We start from the raw sequence: 18,092 nt of genomic DNA on the forward strand, positions 1-18,092 counted from the left end.
GAAAAGGAGAGGGAACGATGAGCTCAAAACAAGGGAAAAAGCAGAATGATGTGGCGGCACTCCTGAAATACGCGGGCAGCTACCGGAAGCTGACCTGGCTGGGTATGGGGCTTTCCGGTGCGGCCATGGTGCTGGGAATGGTTCCGTATTTCTGTATCTGGCTGGGAATGCGGGACCTGATTGCCGTGGCGCCGGAGTGGACGAGGGCTGCCGGCATTTCCCGGTACGGCTGGCTGGCGTTTGCCGCCATGGTGGGCGGCATCCTGGTATATTTCGCGGCGCTGATGTGCACCCACCTGGCGGCCTTCCGCACGGCAAGCAATATCCGGAAACAGGGCATGGCGCACCTGATGAAGGCGCCGCTGGGCTTTTTTGATTCCAATGCGTCCGGCCTGCTCCGGAACCGCCTGGACGGGGCAGCTGCGGAGACAGAGACGCTGCTGGCCCACAACCTGGCGGATATCGTCGGCACGATAGCCATGTTTGTTTCCATGCTGGTGCTGATGTTTGTTTTCGACTGGCGCATGGGCGGCGCGTGCCTGCTGGCGGCAGTGATTTCCATCGCGGCCATGTCCCGCATGATGGGCGGAAAGAACGCGAAGATGATCGCGGATTACCAGAAAGCCCAGGATTACATCAGCAAGGCCGGTACGGAGTACGTTCGGGGTATTCCCGTGGTGAAGATTTTCCAGCAGACGGTTTATTCCTTCAGGGCCTTCCGGCAGGCCATCGAGGATTACAGCAAAAAGGCGGAGGATTTCTCCTGCGGCGCGTGCAGCAAGCCCCAGGCCGCGAACCTGACCTTTACGGAGGCTGCGTTCGCCTTCCTGGTTCCCGCGGCACTGCTGATTGCCCCTTCCGCCCTGAAAAGCGGAAACTTCGCGGACTTTGTGACGAACTTTGCCTTTTATGCGGTTTTCTCCGCCATTATCTCCACGGCGCTTGCGCGGATCATGTTCATGGCCAGCGGTATGATGCAGGCCACCAACGCGCTTACGCGGATCAATGAGGTGATGGGCGCCCCTGTACTGACCGTTCCGGCCAGCCCGAAGAACCCGAAGGATAATACCGTGGAATTCAAAGACGTTTCCTTTACCTATGACGGGGCGGAACTGCCGGCACTGTCTCACGTATCCTTCCGGGTGGAACCCGGACAGACGGTGGCGCTGGTAGGCCCGTCCGGCGGCGGTAAAACCACAGCCGCCAGCCTGATTCCCCGCTTCTGGGACGTAACCGGCGGCGCGGTGGAGGTCGGCGGCGTGGACGTGCGGAAGATGGATCCTCACGTGCTGATGGACCAGGTGGCATTTGTGTTCCAGAACAACCGGCTGTTCAAGACCTCCATCCTGGAGAACGTCCGGGCTTCCCGGCCGGAGGCTACCCGTGAAGAAGCCATGGCTGCGCTGAAAGCTGCCCAGTGTGATGATATCATTGCCAAACTGCCGCAGGGTGTGGATACGCTGATCGGTTCGGAAGGCACCTATCTTTCCGGCGGAGAACAGCAGCGCGTGGCGCTGGCAAGGGCGATCCTCAAGGATGCGCCGATTGTGGTGCTGGATGAGGCGACAGCCTTTGCCGATCCGGAGAATGAGGTTCTGATCCAGAAGGCGTTTGCCACCCTGACCAAAGGACGGACGGTGATTATGATCGCCCACAGGCTTTCCACGGTAGTGAACGCGGACAGGATCATCGTACTGAACGAAGGACAGGCTGTGGAAAGCGGTACCCATGCCGAACTGGTCAAAGCCGGCGGCCTGTATGCCCGGATGTGGGCGGACTACAACCAGGCGGCCGCGTGGCGGATTACGACCGAAGGGGAGGCGAAATGAACATGTTCTGGAAGAATGTACAGCGGAAATATGCACTGACGGACAACGGTATCAGGAATATCAAAAAGGGAACGGCCTGGACGGTGGTTGTGAACCTGATCGTGATCTCCGGCATGAGCATTCTTTACCTGCTGATGACCGGCTTTATGAATACGCTGACAAAAGGAACACCGCTTCCGAACGCGCTGCTGTTTACCGGCGTTACGGCGGTTTTCCTGCTGATTTCCTACCTGGCGCACCTGCAGCAGTACAAAGCAACCTACGGCCTGGTATACGGCGAGGTGAAAATCGCACGGATCGGCCTGGCGGAACGCCTGCGCCGGCTGCCTTTGGGATATTTCGGAAAGAGGGATCTGGCGGACCTGACGGAGACCCTGATGGGGGATGTGAACCGGCTGGAGCACGTGTGGTCCCACTGCCTGAGCTACCTTTACGGCTCCTGGATTTCCACAACGGTGATCGCAGCGGGGATGCTGATCTACAACTGGAAAATGGCGCTTGCCTGCCTGTGGGGTGTGCCGGTCGCCTTCCTCCTGCTCTTCGGCAGCCGGAAGGTACACAAAGCCCAGTCTGCAAACCATAAGAAGGCCGCTGTGCAGGTGGCTGACGGTATCCAGGAAACTCTGGAGAACATCCGGGAAATCCGGGCAACCAACCGGGAAGAGCGCTTTCTGGAGGAACTGAACGGAAAGATCGACCGGAGCGAAAAGGTCCAGATCAAGGGCGAACTGACCATCGGGATCTTTGTTAACCTGGCTGGTGTCATTATGCGCCTGGGCGTGGCGACCACCATCCTGACCGGTACGGGGATGATCCTTTCCGGACAGATTGACTTCATGCAGCTGTTCATGTTCCTGCTGGCCATTACCCGGATTTACGCGCCTTTTGACCAGGCACTGGCGCTGATTGCTGAGATGTTTGTGTCCCAGGTGTCCGCGAACAGGCTGCAGGAGGTGCACGATACCCCGACAGCGGAAGGTACGGAAGTGTTCATGCCAGGGGGTCACGATATCGAATTCCGCAACGTCAGCTTCGCCTATGACAACCAGGAGGTGCTCAGCGGCGTCAGCTTTACCGCCAGGGAGGGAGAGGTTACGGCGCTGGTCGGCCCTTCCGGCTCCGGCAAGAGCACCTGCGCCCGGCTGGCGGCCCGGCTGTGGGACGCTGACAGGGGAGAAATCCTGGTGGGCGGCGTTGACATTGGAGGCATTGATCCGGAAGTGCTGCTGAGCGATTATTCCATGGTGTTCCAGGATGTGGTGCTGTTTGATGACACCGTGATGGAAAACATCCGGCTTGGCAAATACGGCGCCACGGACGAAGAAGTACTGGCAGCGGCGAAGGCGGCCAACTGTGACGAGTTTGTGGACAAACTGCCCAACGGCTATGCCACGCCGATCGGTGAAAACGGCGCCAAGCTTTCCGGCGGTGAACGCCAGCGGATCTCCATTGCCCGGGCACTGCTGAAGAACGCGCCCATCGTCCTGCTGGACGAGGCAACGGCCTCCCTGGATGTGGAGAACGAAACAAAGGTGCAGGGTGCCCTGTCCCGCCTGCTGACGGGAAAGACGGTACTGGTGATCGCCCACCGGATGCGCACGGTGGAAGCTGCGGATAAAATTGTGGTGCTGGCCGACGGCAAGGTGGCCGAGGAAGGCAGCCCCGCAGAACTGCTGAAGAAGGAAGACGGCCTGTTCCGCCGCATGACCCGGCTGCAGACAGCCGGTGCGGAATGGAGCATCTGACCGGACCGGCAAGGGGGGAATAGAGAATGAACTGGCCCCGGATTATCCTGGACGGGCTTACGATGGCCGCGGTTTTCAACGCGGTGGCGCTGCTGGGCTTCCTGGTGGTGCCCCAGGCTTACAGCACCATGTTTCCCAAAGACATTAAAGAAGCAGCCGCACCGTATGTGGAGAAGAAGGACGTACGGATCATGAAATGGATCCTGCACCCGCTGTATATCCTGCTGGTTCTCTTCTGGGGCGTCAGCGGGCGGATGGCGGGAATGACCGGCTTCTGGCCGCTGTTCTGGGCAGGCTATGCGGAAATGACCATGGTAAGCATTACCGATTTCATCATCCTGGACTGCATCCTGCCGCAGAGGATCACCCATATGATCAAAGGAGCGGAGGGCTGCAGGGGATGGGAACGGAAGGAATGGCTGAAAACGCTGGCCATTCCGGAACACGGACTGATGTGGACCCTGGTGATGTGTCCCCTGGCGGGACTGTTCGTGGCAGGCATCGGCCTGCTGACCGGGCTGTTCTGCTGAAAATATTCAAACAAAAGGAGAGTATATTCTGATGAAAAAACTGCTGAGTCTGATGACCGCCATGGTCCTGGCCCTGACCCTGGCCGCGGGCGGCGCGGCGGCGGAGGCCGCCGAAAAAACGGCTGTCAGGGAGATTGCCACGGCGGAAGACCTGATCGCGGTGAACAACGACCTGGCGGGCAGCTATGTGCTGACCGCGGATATCGACCTTTCCGGCTATGAAAACTTCCCCATGATCGGCGCCTATATGATGGACGAAAAGAGCGAGGAAGGCGAGGATCCGGTAGCGGAATACGCCTTTACGGGAAACTTTGACGGAAACGGCCATACGATTTCCAACCTGACGATTGACGCCACCGAAGACGGGGCGCACTTCTTCGGCGTCGGCCTGTTCCCCTGCGTGGGCGAAGGCGGTACGGTGAAGAACCTGACGGTGAAGGATATCCGGGTCAAGGGCAACATGCTGGTCGGCGGCGTGGTGGGATACGCGTTCCGCTGCACGCTGGACAATGTGAACCTGACCGCGGCGGACCGCAACAGCGTGGAAAGCACCATGGTGATGGCCGGCGGCCTGATCGGCGGCCTGACCTGCTCCGCCTGCGTGAACTGCAGCGTGGAAAACACCGACATTACAGCCGCGCCCGGCGGCAACTCCGGCATTTTCGGCGGCGGCTTCTCCAAGCCCGCGCTGGAGAACTGCACGGTCCGGAATTCCACGCTCACCGCTGTGCTGGGCGAGGTCCCGGCTTTCGGTATGACGGAAGGCGCCTGGATCGGTGGCCTGTCCGGCTGCGTCAACCTGGATGACTACAATCCCGACGAATGGTATGTGAAGAACTGCGCGGTGACGGACAGCAAAATTACCGTCAGCGGCAAGGGCTCCTACGTCGGCGGCCTGACCGGCGCCTGCGGCAACGTGCTGGCCGGACCGGACGCAAAGCGGATGCAGATCAGCGGCTGCACAGTGGAAAATGTGGAAATCAGCATTACGGACGGCGTGCCCTTCGTCGGCGGTTTTGTCGGCGGCGGATTTTCCGAGGGAGGCACGCCCCAGAGCTTCCTGATTGACGGCTGCAAGGCTGTAAACGTAAAAATATCCACAGACGCGGAAAACCCGGCTGAAAACGCCACGGGTCTCCTGCTCGGCCAGGCGGTCGGCAGCCAGTTTACGGGTGCCGACGGCAAAATCCTGGACATCACGGAAACCGGAATCGCGGCGGACAGCATCAACAGTACCGCGGACGTGAAGATTTTCCTGGCGGACGGCTCCGAATACACCGACGCGAAAACGGTGGCCCAGGTTTCTGAAATGCAGTAAGCACAATCCGGCATGACCGGGAGGAGCGCCGCCTGTGACGGGCGGCGCCCTTTTTTTCTGAAATTCTCTTTTTTCTGTGCGAAAGCCCCTTTCTTTTCCCCGGAAAGAGTGCTATACTCCTATGATGTTAGTTTAAACTAATGATTAAAGAATGAGTCCTGCCAGCGACAGGGAATAAAGCAGGAACCGGCTGCGAACGGGAAAATATAGGCATATATAACAAGCAGGACTGGGAAAAGAACGGAACAGAAAGAGGCACAGGAAAAATGAGATACGCGGGAATGCCGGCAGGCATGTGGACGCTGTTCAGAAAATCCTTCCGGAAAAACCTGGGCGACGTGCTGGGGTATGACCGGGAAAAGGCCGGGGAAGTTACGGAAAAGGCAAAAAAGGATTACCGGATGCTGATCCGGAGACTGCCCGAATTTGAAAAGGGAGACCGGTTCAAAATGAATATTGTGAACTGCGCCCTTTTTTCAGCTTTCTGCCTGCATATGCATCCAAAGCCGACCATGGAACAGATGACGGAGTTTTACAACCGGTCCATGATGATTCCCGCCATGCGCTTCTTCTGCCGGCTTTCCGGCAGGAAGAAGTTTACCGCAAAGGACATTGAGGGAATGAAGAAGACGGAAGCGCTTCGGGCGGCGGACCGGAATCCCTATTCCTGGAACATGATATACATTCCGTATCAGGACGGCTCCGGGTACGAGGCCAGGTTCTTCCGGTGCGGGATCTGCCGGCTGATGAAGGAACTGAACCTTTATGAATACGTTCCGGCCATGTGCAGGCTGGACTACACCATGGCGGACGCGAGCGGAGCAAGCCGGTTTGTGCGGGAATACACCCTGGCGTCCGGCGGGCCGTACTGCGACTGCGGATATAAAAAACTGAACTGAGGACGTGCTGCCATGAAGAAAAAGATTTGGGACCTGTACGCGCCGATCTATAAACAGGCGATGAAGGCGGATCAGAAGATATACAACTTTATGTATGAGCGCATCCCGCAGAAGATCCGGGGTATGGAAGTGCTGGAGATTGCCACCGGCCCCGGACTGCTGGCCAGGCATGTGGCGCCGGCGGCCAGGCGGATGATCGCCACGGACTATTCCGACGGCATGATCGCCGAGGCAAAGAAAGGACCGCGGCCTGCCAACCTGGAATTTGAGGTGGCGGACGCCATGAGCCTGCCCTACGCCGACGGCAGCTTTGACGCGGTGCTGATTGCCAACGCCCTGCACATTGTGCCGGATCCGCAGAAGGCGCTGCGGGAGATCAGCCGCGTGCTGCGGCCGGGCGGACTGCTGATTGCCCCGACGTTTGTGGAGCATAAGGGGACCCTGGGCAGCCGCATCTGGTCCCGGATCCTGCGGATTGCGGGAATCCGGTTTGAGCACCAGTGGTCCGCGCAGGAATACCTGAAGTTCCTGGAGGATAACGGCTGGAAGGTGGAATTCAGCAAGGAAATGGCGGCGCGGATCGCATTGATGTACACGGAATGCCGGGAGGCGGAGAAGAAATGAAGATCACCGAGACGGGAAACAGGTCAGGAAAGACCCTGGTGCTGCTGCCGGGGACGGGCTGCACCTGGGAGATCAATTTCCGTGAGGTGCTGGAGGACCTGAAGGCACAGTACCATCTGATCTGCGTCAACTATGACGGATTCGACGGGGACAGCAGCAAGCCGTTTACCGACATGCTGACCGTGACGAAAAAGATTGAGGATTATATCCTGGAAAACCACGGCGGCCGGGTGGACGGCGCCTACGGTTCCTCCCTGGGCGGAAGCTTCGCGGGGCTGCTGCTGGAGCGGGGAAGGATCCACATGGACCATGTGTTCATCGGCGGATCCGACCTGGACCAGGGGAGTCCGCTTGTCGGCAGGATCATGACGGGGCTTGTGGGCCGCCTGATCGGAAATGCCGGAAAGAGCGAAAAAAAGAAGGAAAAGCTGAAGAAGCTGCTGGTGAAAGCCTTTGGCGTGGACAACGACGCAGAGACGAACGACTTTATGGAGCAGTTTGCGCAGAGCATCGCCTCGCTGCACCCGAAAACGGTGGGCCGGGAATACTACTCCGACTACGTGACGCCCCTGGGGAACGACCTCCACGCGGAGGGCACAAAGGTGCATGTGATCTATGCCCTGAAGATGGGGCCGAAATACGAAAAGCGGTACCTGCAGCATTTCCGGGATCCGGAACTGCTGCGGTTCGACATGCAGCATGAAGCCTGGCTGTTCCAGAAACAGTGGCGGCAGCCGGTGCTGGACGCCATTGCGGCATGCATGCGGTAAACCGAAACGAAATTCAGAATGATGGAGGACAGGCATGAAAGCCTATACACCGGAGAACCTGGTGAAGATCAGCCGGTATAAAAAGTTGTTCCCGACGCTGCCGGAGGAGGTCCGGCAGGATGTTTACAGCCGGATGCTGGTGCTGCTGAAGGAAGAGGAAAAGTGGTGCGACAGGGGCAACTATAAGCATATTGCCCAGATCCTGACCACCATCGCCCTGTACGAAGTGCTGCAGATGCACAGGAAAAGCGAGCCGGAAGCCTACCGGATTATATCCGAAACCATGTGGGGTGCCCTGACGCCGGAATCCTACCGGAAGATGGCCCGGCGGTCCTTTTTCCTTCCGATGATGAAAAAGATCCTGCCCTTCGGATTCCGGCACGGCAGCGGCGCCGGCTGGCAATACACCTGGCACCTGGAGGAGGATCCGAAAGACCGGTTCCACTTTGAATGCCGGGAATGTGTGTACTGGCACATTTTCAGCGAGCGGAACCTGATGAAACTGGGCGCGATGTTCTGCCATTCAGACGTGATCAACTTCGGGAAGCTGCCCTATACGGATTTCAGGAGGACGAAAACCCTCTGCCAGGGCGGGGACTGCTGCGACTTTGACTTCATCCGCCATAAAACGGACGCCGGAGACGGCTGGGAAAGGTTTGAAAGCGTCTGACCGGACAGGAAAACAGAAGAAAAAAACCGGCACGATCGGAAGGACCGTACCGGTACGTTTTTTTGCTCCGGTTTCACCGGGGATCTTTGATTTTGTCGGGAACCACCCAGTAATCGCACATGGTTCCGCCGGAAGCCAGGGTCTGGTCCCGATGCAGAACTGCGTGGTTTGCTTCGGTGATCAGGTAATCCAGCTCACAGCAGACGGGCAGGATTTCCATATACCCGTATTTCCGTGCGTAATTGTTGAGCGGGCAGTTGGTGAAGTAATAATATACACCGTCCCGGTGCTTTGTTTTATCAATGTTGTAATCCCAGGTTTTATCCCGGTACTGAGGACGGTTGTCCGCCCACTCTTTCTTTTCATAAAGCCCTTTCCAGGACTGCGCCAGGTCTTCCGGCTTGTTCATATCCCGCTTGCCCAGGATCTTTGTGACCAGGGGTGTTTTGACCATATTCCGGATTACGGGACGGAAGCCGTCCGGCGTGATGGCGCCGCCCGCAGCTTTCCAGACAGCCATGAGGACAAAGCACATATAGATGTTGCTGGCCATGGGGTTATCCGCGCCGATGTCGTCCACCTGGGTGAGCATTTCCCGGTAAATGCCGGGCGCATTTTTCAGCGCCCGGCGAGTGGTTTCCTTACCGTAGGCTTCCCGAAGCGGTTTCCGGAGGAGTACGGAGAACAGCCGCAGGTACAGCCCTTTGTATTTCATCATTTTGGTCCGCCTCTTTTGCTTTTACTGTTTGGAAACAGGAGCCTGATCAGGCCGCGTCTTCAGCCTCTTCGCCCTGCTCGTCGCTTTCATAGGGAACGGTGGTTTCGCCGACTTCCGCTGCCAGCGCTTCGCCGTCCAGGGTCACATCGGCGCTGCAGCTTTCAATCGTGCTGTTCACGGCACGGCCGGCCACGGCACCGGGAGTGACGGCACCGGTGATGGAACCCTTGACAGAGCAGTTGGTGACCTTGAAGGCGGAATCCTCACCGAAGAAGAAGAGGCCGGTTCCTACCAGGCCGCCTACGTGGGTGGCGCCGGGGATATCCATTTTGACGGTCACATTGCAGTTGTCAATGATTCCGGGATACTTGGTGGTGACAATGCCTTCCTTTTCCGCAATGATGTTTCCGTTGGAATGGGTGCCGGCATAGCCGCACAGGCCGCCGATGGCATGGCCGCCCTTAGCGCTGGTGATTTCCACATCCGCGGTGCAGTTGGTGACGGTGTCCATCATCTGCAGGCAGCCGGCAATGCCGCCCATACCGACGGGCTCGTTGCCTTCCGCGATCACCTTGCCCTGGGCGGTGCAGTTGTCAATGGAGCCGCCGAGGCCGCCGCCGATGACCAGGCCGCCGCATTCGGCCATATCGCACTGGATAATGCGGCCGGAAGAGAAGTCATTGTCGCCCAGGACGCGGACGGTGGTGCCTTCCACGGTGCAGTTGGCCACAGTACCGCCGGAGTTGCCGCCGACGATTCCGCCGATGCAGTTGATGCCCGCGACGCTGTTTTCACCGGTCAGGGTGATGTCATGAACGGAACCGCCCATATTGAAGCCGACCACATCGCCGATGGCCATGGAGAACTCATGGGTGCAGTTGACATTGATGTTCTTCGCGTTCAGGTTCTTAACCTCGCCTCCCAGGTTGATGCCCACGATTCCGACGCCGCAGACGGGGTAATCGGAATTGAAGGTCATGTTGGAGACGGTGTGGCCCTGGCCGTCCAGGACGCCCATGAACATGACGCTCATGTTGTTCTGGTTTTCAATGTCCAGATGACCGATGGGCTGCCAGGCAACGCCGGCAAGGTCAATATCCTCTGTGAGAACAAAATAGGTTCCGGGATAGCCGTTCACGCTGCCGTCATTCACGGCCGCGGAGAGGGCCAGCAGCTGCTCCGCGGTGGCGATCTGGTAAGGATCTTCAGCGGTGCCGGTTCCGCCGGCATAGGGGCTGCTTTCGGCAAAGGCCGCGTTCATGCCCAGCGCCAGCGTCAGGGCAAGCAGGATGGAAAACAGTTTTTTCATTGAGGTACTTCCTCCTTTTATGGAAATAGTTTGTATGTCATCGCTTTCGCGGGGACACCGGGAATCAGGCAATCTTCCAGGAGGCCGCTTCCTGCCGGCCTTCCACGAAGGTTTTATAAATACCGTTCTTTCTGATCAGCTCATTATGGGTGCCGTGCTGGACGATCTGTCCGTTATCCACCACGAAGATCTGATCCGCGTTGCGGACAGTCTTGAGCCGGTGGGCGATCATGATAATGGTCTTTTCCTTTGTCAGGGCTTCAATGGCGGCGGTCAGCTCGGTTTCGCTTTCCGGATCCACGTTGGCGGTGGCTTCATCCAGGATGATGATCGGGGCGTTCTTCATGATGGCCCGGGCGATGGAGATGCGCTGCTTTTCACCGCCGGACAGGCTGGCGCCGCCCTCACCGATGACCGTATCGTAACCATCCGGAAGAGCCATGATGAAGTCATGGCAGCGGGCTTTCTTTGCCGCGTCGATGACCCGGTCCATGGAAGCGCCCGGCTCGCCGAAGCGGATGTTGTTGGCAATGGTATCCTCAAAGAGGTAAACGTTCTGGAACACAAAGCTGAAATTCTTCATCAGGGAATCGAAGCTGTAGTCCTTCACGTTCCGGCCGCCCAGGAGCACCTGGCCGCCCTGCACGTCCCAGAAGCGGGCCATGAGATGGCAGAGGGTGGTTTTGCCGCCGCCGGAGGGACCGACGAAGGCGGTGGTGGTTTTTTCCGGAATGGTCAGGGATACGCCGTCGATAATCTTCCGCCTGTCATAGGAGAAGTCCACATTCCTGAGTTCGATATCCCGTTTGGCAGGAGTGATATCCGCACCGTCGATATCCATGGGCGGCATATCCATGATCTCCCTGGTTTTGGTTACGGCCACGTGAACGGTCCGCAGCAGGGCGGAGAAGGAACCCATGGCTTCCAGGCTTTCAAAGACCATAAAGGCGGAAATCATCATCATGATGCAGTAGAGCAGCGGCATGGTGCCGTCAAAATAGAACTTCAGGGAGAGAATGCTCATCAGCATGCCGGTCAGCTTGGTGGTGATGTTCTGGATGGTGACCCAGGGCATGACGGTGAATTCCACCGCGGTGTCGGTGTCCCTCTTCTCATTGATGGCGGCGTCCAGCTTTTGGGCGCGGCTGTCGGTCATGGAGTAGTTCTTGACTTCGGCAATGCCCTGCACATATTCGATCACCTGGGAAACCAGGTTCTCATCCGCCCGGTGCTTGCGGGAAGCCAGCGGAATGGTCGCCTTCTGCATGATGGAGTTGAACAGCAGGAAGAGCAGGATGCCGGCCACCAGGACCAGGCCGATCCGCCAGTCAAAGCACAGGACAAAGACGGCGATCACAGAGGTGGTCAGGATGCCCTGGGTGGTGACCATGACGATGCGGGCGGCCACGTCCGCCAGGGATTCCATGGTGTTGGTGGTGACGTTGGTAATGGCGCCCAGGGAGTTGCGGTTGAAGAAGCCCATGGGCAGGTAACGCAGGTGCTCGGCAATTTCAATGCGTTTGTGGCAGCAGGAGTGATAGCCGGCTTCACACTGGAGCATGGTGGTTTTGAGGGTAATCAGGATCTGGCCGATGACGGAGACCGCCATGATGCCAAAGGAGAGCCACAGGTGGCGTGAGGTCAGCTGACCTTCGATAAGTCCCTGGACCATGACCGCGACGGCGGTGATCCGCAGGGCGGAAAACATGGCCCGGAGCACGCCCAGCACAACGGCCAGGTAGAATTTATTCCGGTCCTCCCGGTTACAGAAATCAAAGTATTCCTTCAGGATCTTAAGCAACGTCCTCAGCCTCCTTCGCGGCAATATGAGCATGCCACATGCTCCGGTACAGATCGCAGTGATCCAGCAGCTCCTGCTGGGTTCCGGACGCTTCGACGCGGCCGTTGTTGATCAGGATGATCTGATCCGCGGAGGCGATGGTGGACAGGCGGTGGGCGATGACCAGGAGCGTACGGCCCCGGACCAGCTTCGCGACGCTCTGCTGGACCAGCGCTTCGTTTTCCGGATCGGTATAGGCAGTGGCTTCGTCCAGGATGACCACGGGGGCGTCCTTCAGCATGGCCCGGGCGATAGAAATGCGCTGGCGTTCGCCGCCGGACAGGTGGCCGCCGGCACCGCCGCAGACGGTCTGGTATCCGTTTTCAAGATTCACGATGAAGTCATGGCAGCCGCAGGCCTTTGCCGCGTCCATGACTTCCGCGTCGGTGGCCATGGGATTGCCCAGGCGGATGTTTTCCATAACGCTCATGTCAAAGAGGTAATTGTCCTGGGAAACGTAGGCGATCTCTTTCTGGTAGGTATCCAGGGGGATTTTCCGGATATCCGTGCCGCCGTAGGTGATGCTGCCGCAGTCCACATCCCAGAAGGAGGAGATCAGCTTGGCAATGGTGCTCTTGCCGGAACCGGAGGGACCGACCAGCGCGTTCACGGTGCCTTCTCTGATGGTCAGGCTGACGCCGTGGAGCACTTCTTCCTGCTTATAGGCAAAGTGCACATCGTTCAGGCAGATCGTGGTGCCCTTGGGCGCTTCGGTCAGCCGTTCCGGACGATTCAGCTCCGGCTTGGTCAGGATGGTGGTTACCTCGCCGATGATGGTGCCGCATTTGCTCAGGTCATCCATGTAGTTGGAGGCCATGATAAAGGGCGTGATCAGGCCCATGGCCAGGATGATCAGCATGACCAGGTCCGGCGCGGTGACGGAGCCGTTCATGAAATAGCTCACGCCGAAGGGCAGCAGGGGCAGCAGGGTAGCCGGCAGGACGGCCATAGCCGTGTTCTGGTAAACGTTGCAGCGGCGCATCCACTGAACGAAGCAGTCGGAGCCTTCCTTTGCAGCGGTCACAAACTTGTCATAGCTGGTTTTTGCCTTGCCGAAGGCCTTGATGACTTCAATGCCGTTGATGTATTCCACGGCGGTATCGTTCAGCGCCTTGGTTTTGACGATGGTGTTTGTATAGTCTTCCTTCATGCCGCGCATCATCAGGGCGAAGCAGGCGAAGCCTACCGGCACCGTCAGCAGGGAAAGCAGCGCCAGGCGCCAGTCGATACTGACCATATAACCGAAGATCACAAAGGGGATCAGGAGGTTGGAGGTGACTTCCGGAATCATGTGGGCGAGGGTTGTCTCCATGGAGTCCACCCGCTCCACGATGATGTTTTTATAGGTGCCGGAGGATTCATCCAGCACGTCGCCCAGGGGCATCCGGGCCAGTTTTCTCGTCAGCTGCCGGCGGATGCCTGCAAGCACCTCAAAGGTGGCTTTATGGGACATTGTGGTGGAGAAGGTGTGGAACAGCCGGCTCAGCACCCAGAACAGACCCATATACAGGACCTGCGAGAGGCAGTAGGAGAAATCCGCTGTACCTTCCAGCAGCCTCCGGACGATGTTGGCCAGATAGAGAAAGGGAATGAAACCGCAGACCACATTGGCGATTGCCAGCAGCACGCTGATGACGTAACTGCTCCTGCGGGTGCCCGCAAACTCCATCACCCAGCTGAAGGTGCTGCGTTTACGGGCTTTTGCCTGTTTTGCCATGGGAAGATCGACCTCCTAAGTTAGAATTGTCTAACAACAAGGGCGAAAAAAAACGCCCCGATGTTACGAAGAATAAAGGGGCTCAGTAGCCGAAAAGTACCTGCCAGCCCCGGGCAAAGAATGCGTCCAGGGTATCGGCGTAATGCATGGCCTGTTCCCGGGAGAAATCATGGATGACCGCCTGGAAGACAGCGTCGATATTGGCGGTGACGAGCAGGTGAAACTCCTCCGGATCCACTTCCCTGATCGGCATCCCCTGTTCCCGCAGGAGAGACATCATATCCAGGGTGATTTTTTCCTCTGCCTCCGACAGATCATGCAGGAAGGATTCATACCGGGTGCCGGCGGATTTGCAGATCAGCAGGCGGAAAGCGTCCAGATGGTCATAGATAAAGATCATGGCCATTTTCGCGTCCCCGCCCTGGCTCCATTTATCCCCCAGGGATTCGGTCTGCAGGGCTGCCTGTTCTTCGGCCTCCTCCAGCCGGTAGAGGCTGATCAGCCCCTGGCAGGCAGGTTCCACGAGGGCGGCGAACATTTCCTCCTTGCCGGTAAAGTGCTTGTACAGGCCGGCGACGCTCATGCCCGCGGCCGCGGCGATGCGCCGCATGGAGGCGTCTGTAAAACCGTAAGTCATGAACTCCTCCCGGGCTGCCGCAATGATCATTTCATGATGGGCGGATTTGTCGCGAGCCATGGAGACGCCTCCTCTCAGATTTAAGCGAACACTGTTCACTTACGGCAGACAGAATACACGGTTCAGGACGGTCTGTCAACACTAAAATTAGAATTTTCTAATTTCAAACGTTTGCACTTGACAAATTTCGCCCTGTATGGTATACAATTTTAGACACGGCTAACACCGTGGAAACTGATCTCTGAAAAGAAATCGACAGAGAGCAGTTTTTTTAGGGCCTATGGTTAGCCATATCTAACAAGCACAAAGGAGACGAACCAATGAGTATCGTGGAACTGAAGAATGTTTCCCGGGTTTACCGGAACGGTGATCATGAACAGCGGGCGCTGGATCATGTGGATCTTTCCCTGGAAGAGGGAAAGTTCATTGTGATTCTCGGACCCAGCGGCGCCGGAAAGAGCACGCTGCTGAACCTGCTGGGCGGCCTGGACAGTCCGACAGAGGGGACCATTATTGTGAACGGAAAAGACATTTCCACCCTGACGGAGAACGAGCTGGCAGATTACCGGGCGGAAACCGTGGGTTTTGTGTTCCAGAGCTATAACCTGATCCCGACGCTGACGGTGATCGAGAACGTAGCCCTGGTGAAGGAAATTGCCACCAATCCGCTGAGCAGCCATGACATGCTGCGGGAAGTAGGCCTGGCGGATCACATTCATCAGTTTCCGTCCGAACTGTCCGGCGGCGAACAGCAGCGGGTATCCATTGCCCGGGCGCTGGCCAAGAACCCGCAGATCCTGCTGTGTGACGAACCTACCGGCGCACTGGATTCCGAGACGGGCGTGATGGTGCTGAAGCTGCTTTTATCCATGGCCCGGGATATGAAGAAGACGATCATCATTGTGACGCATAACCAGAACATCGCGAAGATGGCGGATGTGGTGATCCGGGTGAAGAACGGAAAGATCAAGTCCTGCGAAGAACAGGAAAAGCCGCTGACGGTCGAAGAAGTGGACTGGTAACAGTCCGCTTCTTCGAAATTCAGAATTATGAATTCAGAATTCAGAATTAATAGTTTACTGATGAGGGATTGTTATGCTTGTAAAGAAGTTATTCAGGACGCTGTGGAGGTACAAGGCACAGTTTATCTCCATGGTATTGATGATTGCCTTTGGGGTAGGAGTGTTCCTGGGATTCAATATTGAATGGTACAGCCTGGAAAAGAACCTGACAGAGATTTATGACGCGACCGGTTATGCGGATTACCGGATCTATGCCGAGAAAGCCTTCAGCGAGGAAGACCTGCAGAAGGTGCTGGCCATTGACGGGGTGGAGGACGCCACCCGGTACCTGTCCGTGATAACGGCGGTGAAGGGGACGGAAGATACCCTGGCCATGACGGTGGTGGAGAACCCGAAGGTATCCGGCCTGCTGGTGACCTCCGGGGAAGAATATGACCCGGAAAGCGAGGACGGGATCTGGCTTTCAGACCGTTATGCCGCAGCAAACGGTATTCAGGTTGGCGACAGTTTGAGCCTGACCTACAAGATGATCGAGGTGACCGGCACCGTGAAGGGCCTGGTCAAGTCCAGCGAATACCTGATCTGCCTGCCGGACGAGACCCAGATGATGCCGGACTACAACTCCCACGGTTTCGGTTTCATCTCCCCGAAGATGATGGACAACGCGATCCCTGCCATGGCGAAGATGTTCATCGGCGGATCGCTGTATATGCAGCTGAACGTGAAGAGCGGCCTGGAGAAGGCGGACTTTGTGGAAAAGCTGGACGAGGCGCTGGGCCGGACGCTGCTGGTGCTGTCCAGGGATGAAACCTTTACCTGGTCGGAAGCCCAGGGTGAGGTGGATGAAGGCAAGACCATGGGTTCCATCCTGCCGGTGTTGTTCCTGGCTATTGCCATCCTGACCATGGTGACCACCATGCACCGGATCACGGCCAGTGAAAAACGGCAGATCGGTACGATGAAGGCGCTGGGATTCAAGAATAAGCGGATCCTGACGCACTATACCTCCTATGCCCTGATCATCGGACTGATCGGATCAGTGCTGGGCATCGCCATCGGCTACGGGCTGGGCTGGTTCATCCTGAATCCGGACAGCGCCATGGCTACCTACCTGGATATGCTGCACTGGACGCTGTTCGCACCGCCCTTCAGCTGGCTGGTGATTGTGCTGATCAATGTATTCCTGACCCTGATCGGCTTCCTTTCCGTGCGGAAGATGCTGCAGGGCACAGCGGCGGACGCGCTTCGGCCTTATACACCCAAACGGATGAAGCACCTGGCTGTGGAGGAAACAAAGCGGTTCAAAGCCCTGGGCTTCGGGATCAAATGGAACCTGCGGGACCTGCTGCGGCATAAATCCCGGTCCTGGATGACGCTTTTCGGCGTGGTGGGCTGCATGGTGCTGCTTGTGGGCGGCATGGGCATGAAGGACACATTGGCATCCTTTATGGACGTGTTCTTTGACCAGGCCTACAACTACACCACAAGGATCAACCTGGACGCGGAGAACGTGACCAATGAAGAAGCGGCCGCACTGGCGGAGAAATATGACGGCGACTGGGTGGCACAGCGCAGCGTGCAGATCGGCGATAAAGGATATACGCTGGAGGTTTATGAGATCACCCATGACAAGATCCGGTTCGCGGACGGGGAGATGAACATTACGTCCCTGGGGGACGACGGCGCCTACATCGCCGAGCGGGTCGCAACGGCGGCGGGTGTGGCTGTCGGGGATGAGATTACTTTCTCGCCCTACGGCACGGATGAAAGCTACACCGTACCTGTTGCGGGCATTTATAAATGCCTGACTGAGAGCATCATGATGACGAAAGCCTATGCGGATAATACCGGCGTTAGCTACACGATTAACGCGGTGTTTACAGACGCGGCAGAGATTGAAGACAATGACCGGATCCTGAACACCCAGAGCAAACAGGCGATCATGGATTCCTTTGAGACATTCGTTGACCTGATGAACAAGATGATCTGGCTGCTGGTGATTGCGGCGGTGGCGCTGGGCATTGTGGTGCTGTACAACCTGGGCGTGATGAGCTACACGGAACGGTACCGGGAGATGGCAACGCTGAAGGTGGTCGGCTTCAAGAACAGCAAGATCGGCCGGCTGCTGATCAGCCAGAACCTGTGGCTGACGGTGATCGGTATCCTGATCGGCCTGCCGGCAGGTGTGGGCGTGCTGCAGTACCTGCTGACGGCTTTGGCTTCGGAATATGAGATGAAGCTGACACTGGGTCCGGGAACCTATCTGCTTTCCATTGTGCTGACCTTCGGCGTTTCCCTGATTGTGGGCCTGATGGTAGCCCGGAAGAACCGAAATATTGATATGGTCGCGGCGCTGAAGACGGAAGAATAATTCATAATTCACAATTCATAATTCATAATTATATTTAGTTAAACAATTATCCGGATCCGAAAGGGTCCGGGTTTTTGTATTGTGTGTTTGTCT

General features: G+C 57.4%; 15 protein-coding genes. 10 read left to right on the forward strand and 5 right to left on the reverse strand.

The features are described from left to right. Nucleotides 1–17 precede the first annotated feature (17 nt). The 8 genes from JRC49_11215 to JRC49_11250 all read left to right on the forward strand — a co-directional run bounded on the left by JRC49_11215 (nt 18) and on the right by JRC49_11250 (nt 8,385). The gene (locus JRC49_11215) at nt 18–1,829 is read left to right on the forward strand and encodes an ABC transporter ATP-binding protein (GenBank protein ID QTE70368.1); all 1,812 of its coding nucleotides are present in this window, start codon (nt 18–20) and stop codon (nt 1,827–1,829) included. Between the two features lie 2 nt (nt 1,830–1,831). Next, on the forward strand, nt 1,832–3,574 hold the full coding sequence (locus JRC49_11220) for an ABC transporter ATP-binding protein (GenBank protein ID QTE70369.1): 1,743 nt from the start codon (nt 1,832–1,834) through the stop codon (nt 3,572–3,574). 26 nt (nt 3,575–3,600) lie between these two features. Beyond that, nucleotides 3,601–4,104 carry a hypothetical protein gene (locus JRC49_11225; protein ID QTE70370.1) on the forward strand — a complete coding sequence of 168 codons (504 nt, stop codon included), beginning with the start codon at nt 3,601–3,603 and terminating at the stop codon, nt 4,102–4,104. 31 nt (nt 4,105–4,135) lie between these two features. Beyond that, nucleotides 4,136–5,422 (forward strand): hypothetical protein, encoded by a 1,287-nt coding sequence (locus tag JRC49_11230; protein QTE70371.1) that lies wholly within the window; start codon nt 4,136–4,138, stop codon nt 5,420–5,422. Nucleotides 5,423–5,688: 266 nt separating this feature from the next. Further along, nucleotides 5,689–6,321: an L-2-amino-thiazoline-4-carboxylic acid hydrolase gene (locus JRC49_11235; protein ID QTE70372.1), complete on the forward strand. Its 633-nt coding sequence runs from the start codon at nt 5,689–5,691 to the stop codon at nt 6,319–6,321. A 12-nt stretch (nt 6,322–6,333) separates the two neighbouring features. Continuing rightward, the gene (locus JRC49_11240; protein ID QTE70373.1) at nt 6,334–6,945 is read left to right on the forward strand and encodes a methyltransferase domain-containing protein; all 612 of its coding nucleotides are present in this window, start codon (nt 6,334–6,336) and stop codon (nt 6,943–6,945) included. Further along, nucleotides 6,942–7,715, forward strand: a complete 774-nt coding sequence (locus JRC49_11245; GenBank protein ID QTE70374.1) for a hypothetical protein — start codon at nt 6,942–6,944, stop codon at nt 7,713–7,715. The genes JRC49_11240 and JRC49_11245 overlap by 4 nt, the downstream gene beginning before the upstream one ends. Nucleotides 7,716–7,749: 34 nt before the next feature. After that, nucleotides 7,750–8,385 carry an L-2-amino-thiazoline-4-carboxylic acid hydrolase gene (locus JRC49_11250; protein QTE70375.1) on the forward strand — a complete coding sequence of 212 codons (636 nt, stop codon included), beginning with the start codon at nt 7,750–7,752 and terminating at the stop codon, nt 8,383–8,385. Between the two features lie 73 nt (nt 8,386–8,458). Here the strand turns inward: JRC49_11250 and JRC49_11255 are convergent, their stop codons facing one another. From JRC49_11255 to JRC49_11275, 5 genes are all read right to left on the reverse strand, one after another. Further along, on the reverse strand, nt 8,459–9,103 hold the full coding sequence (locus JRC49_11255; protein ID QTE70376.1) for an L-2-amino-thiazoline-4-carboxylic acid hydrolase: 645 nt from the start codon (nt 9,101–9,103) through the stop codon (nt 8,459–8,461). 46 nt (nt 9,104–9,149) lie between these two features. Beyond that, nucleotides 9,150–10,412, reverse strand: coding sequence for a hypothetical protein (locus JRC49_11260; protein ID QTE70377.1), 1,263 nt, complete (start codon nt 10,410–10,412; stop codon nt 9,150–9,152). Between the two features lie 64 nt (nt 10,413–10,476). Further along, entirely contained in the window at nt 10,477–12,213 is a 1,737-nt protein-coding gene (locus JRC49_11265; protein QTE70378.1) for an ABC transporter ATP-binding protein, read from the reverse strand. After that, nucleotides 12,206–13,969, reverse strand: coding sequence for an ABC transporter ATP-binding protein (locus JRC49_11270; protein ID QTE70379.1), 1,764 nt, complete (start codon nt 13,967–13,969; stop codon nt 12,206–12,208). Before JRC49_11270 ends, JRC49_11265 begins: the two co-directional genes overlap by 8 nt. Nucleotides 13,970–14,051: 82 nt before the next feature. Further along, the gene (locus JRC49_11275; GenBank protein QTE70380.1) at nt 14,052–14,666 is read right to left on the reverse strand and encodes a TetR/AcrR family transcriptional regulator; all 615 of its coding nucleotides are present in this window, start codon (nt 14,664–14,666) and stop codon (nt 14,052–14,054) included. A 260-nt stretch (nt 14,667–14,926) separates the two neighbouring features. Between JRC49_11275 and JRC49_11280 the strand changes: the two genes are divergently transcribed. Further along, a complete protein-coding gene (locus JRC49_11280) occupies nt 14,927–15,628 on the forward strand; it encodes an ABC transporter ATP-binding protein (protein ID QTE70381.1) in 702 nt (233 codons plus the stop codon). 73 nt (nt 15,629–15,701) lie between these two features. Beyond that, nucleotides 15,702–17,999: an ABC transporter permease gene (locus tag JRC49_11285; protein ID QTE70382.1), complete on the forward strand. Its 2,298-nt coding sequence runs from the start codon at nt 15,702–15,704 to the stop codon at nt 17,997–17,999. Nucleotides 18,000–18,092 lie beyond the last annotated feature (93 nt).

It is taken from the genome of Clostridiales bacterium FE2011 (genome assembly GCA_017569305.1).
GTDB lineage: Bacteria > Bacillota > Clostridia > Christensenellales > Aristaeellaceae > Aristaeella.

Excerpts from the sequence above, each read along its gene's own strand:
- JRC49_11215 (QTE70368.1), top strand. The coding sequence starts at position 18 with ATGAGCTCAAAACAAGGGAAAAAGCAGAATGATGTGGCGGCACTCCTG.
- JRC49_11220 (QTE70369.1), top strand. The coding sequence starts at position 1,832 with ATGTTCTGGAAGAATGTACAGCGGAAATATGCACTGACGGACAACGGT.
- JRC49_11225 (QTE70370.1), top strand. The coding sequence starts at position 3,601 with ATGAACTGGCCCCGGATTATCCTGGACGGGCTTACGATGGCCGCGGTT.
- JRC49_11230 (QTE70371.1), top strand. The coding sequence starts at position 4,136 with ATGAAAAAACTGCTGAGTCTGATGACCGCCATGGTCCTGGCCCTGACC.
- JRC49_11235 (QTE70372.1), top strand. The coding sequence starts at position 5,689 with ATGAGATACGCGGGAATGCCGGCAGGCATGTGGACGCTGTTCAGAAAA.
- JRC49_11240 (QTE70373.1), top strand. The coding sequence starts at position 6,334 with ATGAAGAAAAAGATTTGGGACCTGTACGCGCCGATCTATAAACAGGCG.
- JRC49_11245 (QTE70374.1), top strand. The coding sequence starts at position 6,942 with ATGAAGATCACCGAGACGGGAAACAGGTCAGGAAAGACCCTGGTGCTG.
- JRC49_11250 (QTE70375.1), top strand. The coding sequence starts at position 7,750 with ATGAAAGCCTATACACCGGAGAACCTGGTGAAGATCAGCCGGTATAAA.
- JRC49_11255 (QTE70376.1), bottom strand. The coding sequence starts at position 9,103 with ATGATGAAATACAAAGGGCTGTACCTGCGGCTGTTCTCCGTACTCCTC.
- JRC49_11260 (QTE70377.1), bottom strand. The coding sequence starts at position 10,412 with ATGAAAAAACTGTTTTCCATCCTGCTTGCCCTGACGCTGGCGCTGGGC.
- JRC49_11270 (QTE70379.1), bottom strand. The coding sequence starts at position 13,969 with ATGGCAAAACAGGCAAAAGCCCGTAAACGCAGCACCTTCAGCTGGGTG.
- JRC49_11275 (QTE70380.1), bottom strand. The coding sequence starts at position 14,666 with ATGGCTCGCGACAAATCCGCCCATCATGAAATGATCATTGCGGCAGCC.
- JRC49_11280 (QTE70381.1), top strand. The coding sequence starts at position 14,927 with ATGAGTATCGTGGAACTGAAGAATGTTTCCCGGGTTTACCGGAACGGT.
- JRC49_11285 (QTE70382.1), top strand. The coding sequence starts at position 15,702 with ATGCTTGTAAAGAAGTTATTCAGGACGCTGTGGAGGTACAAGGCACAG.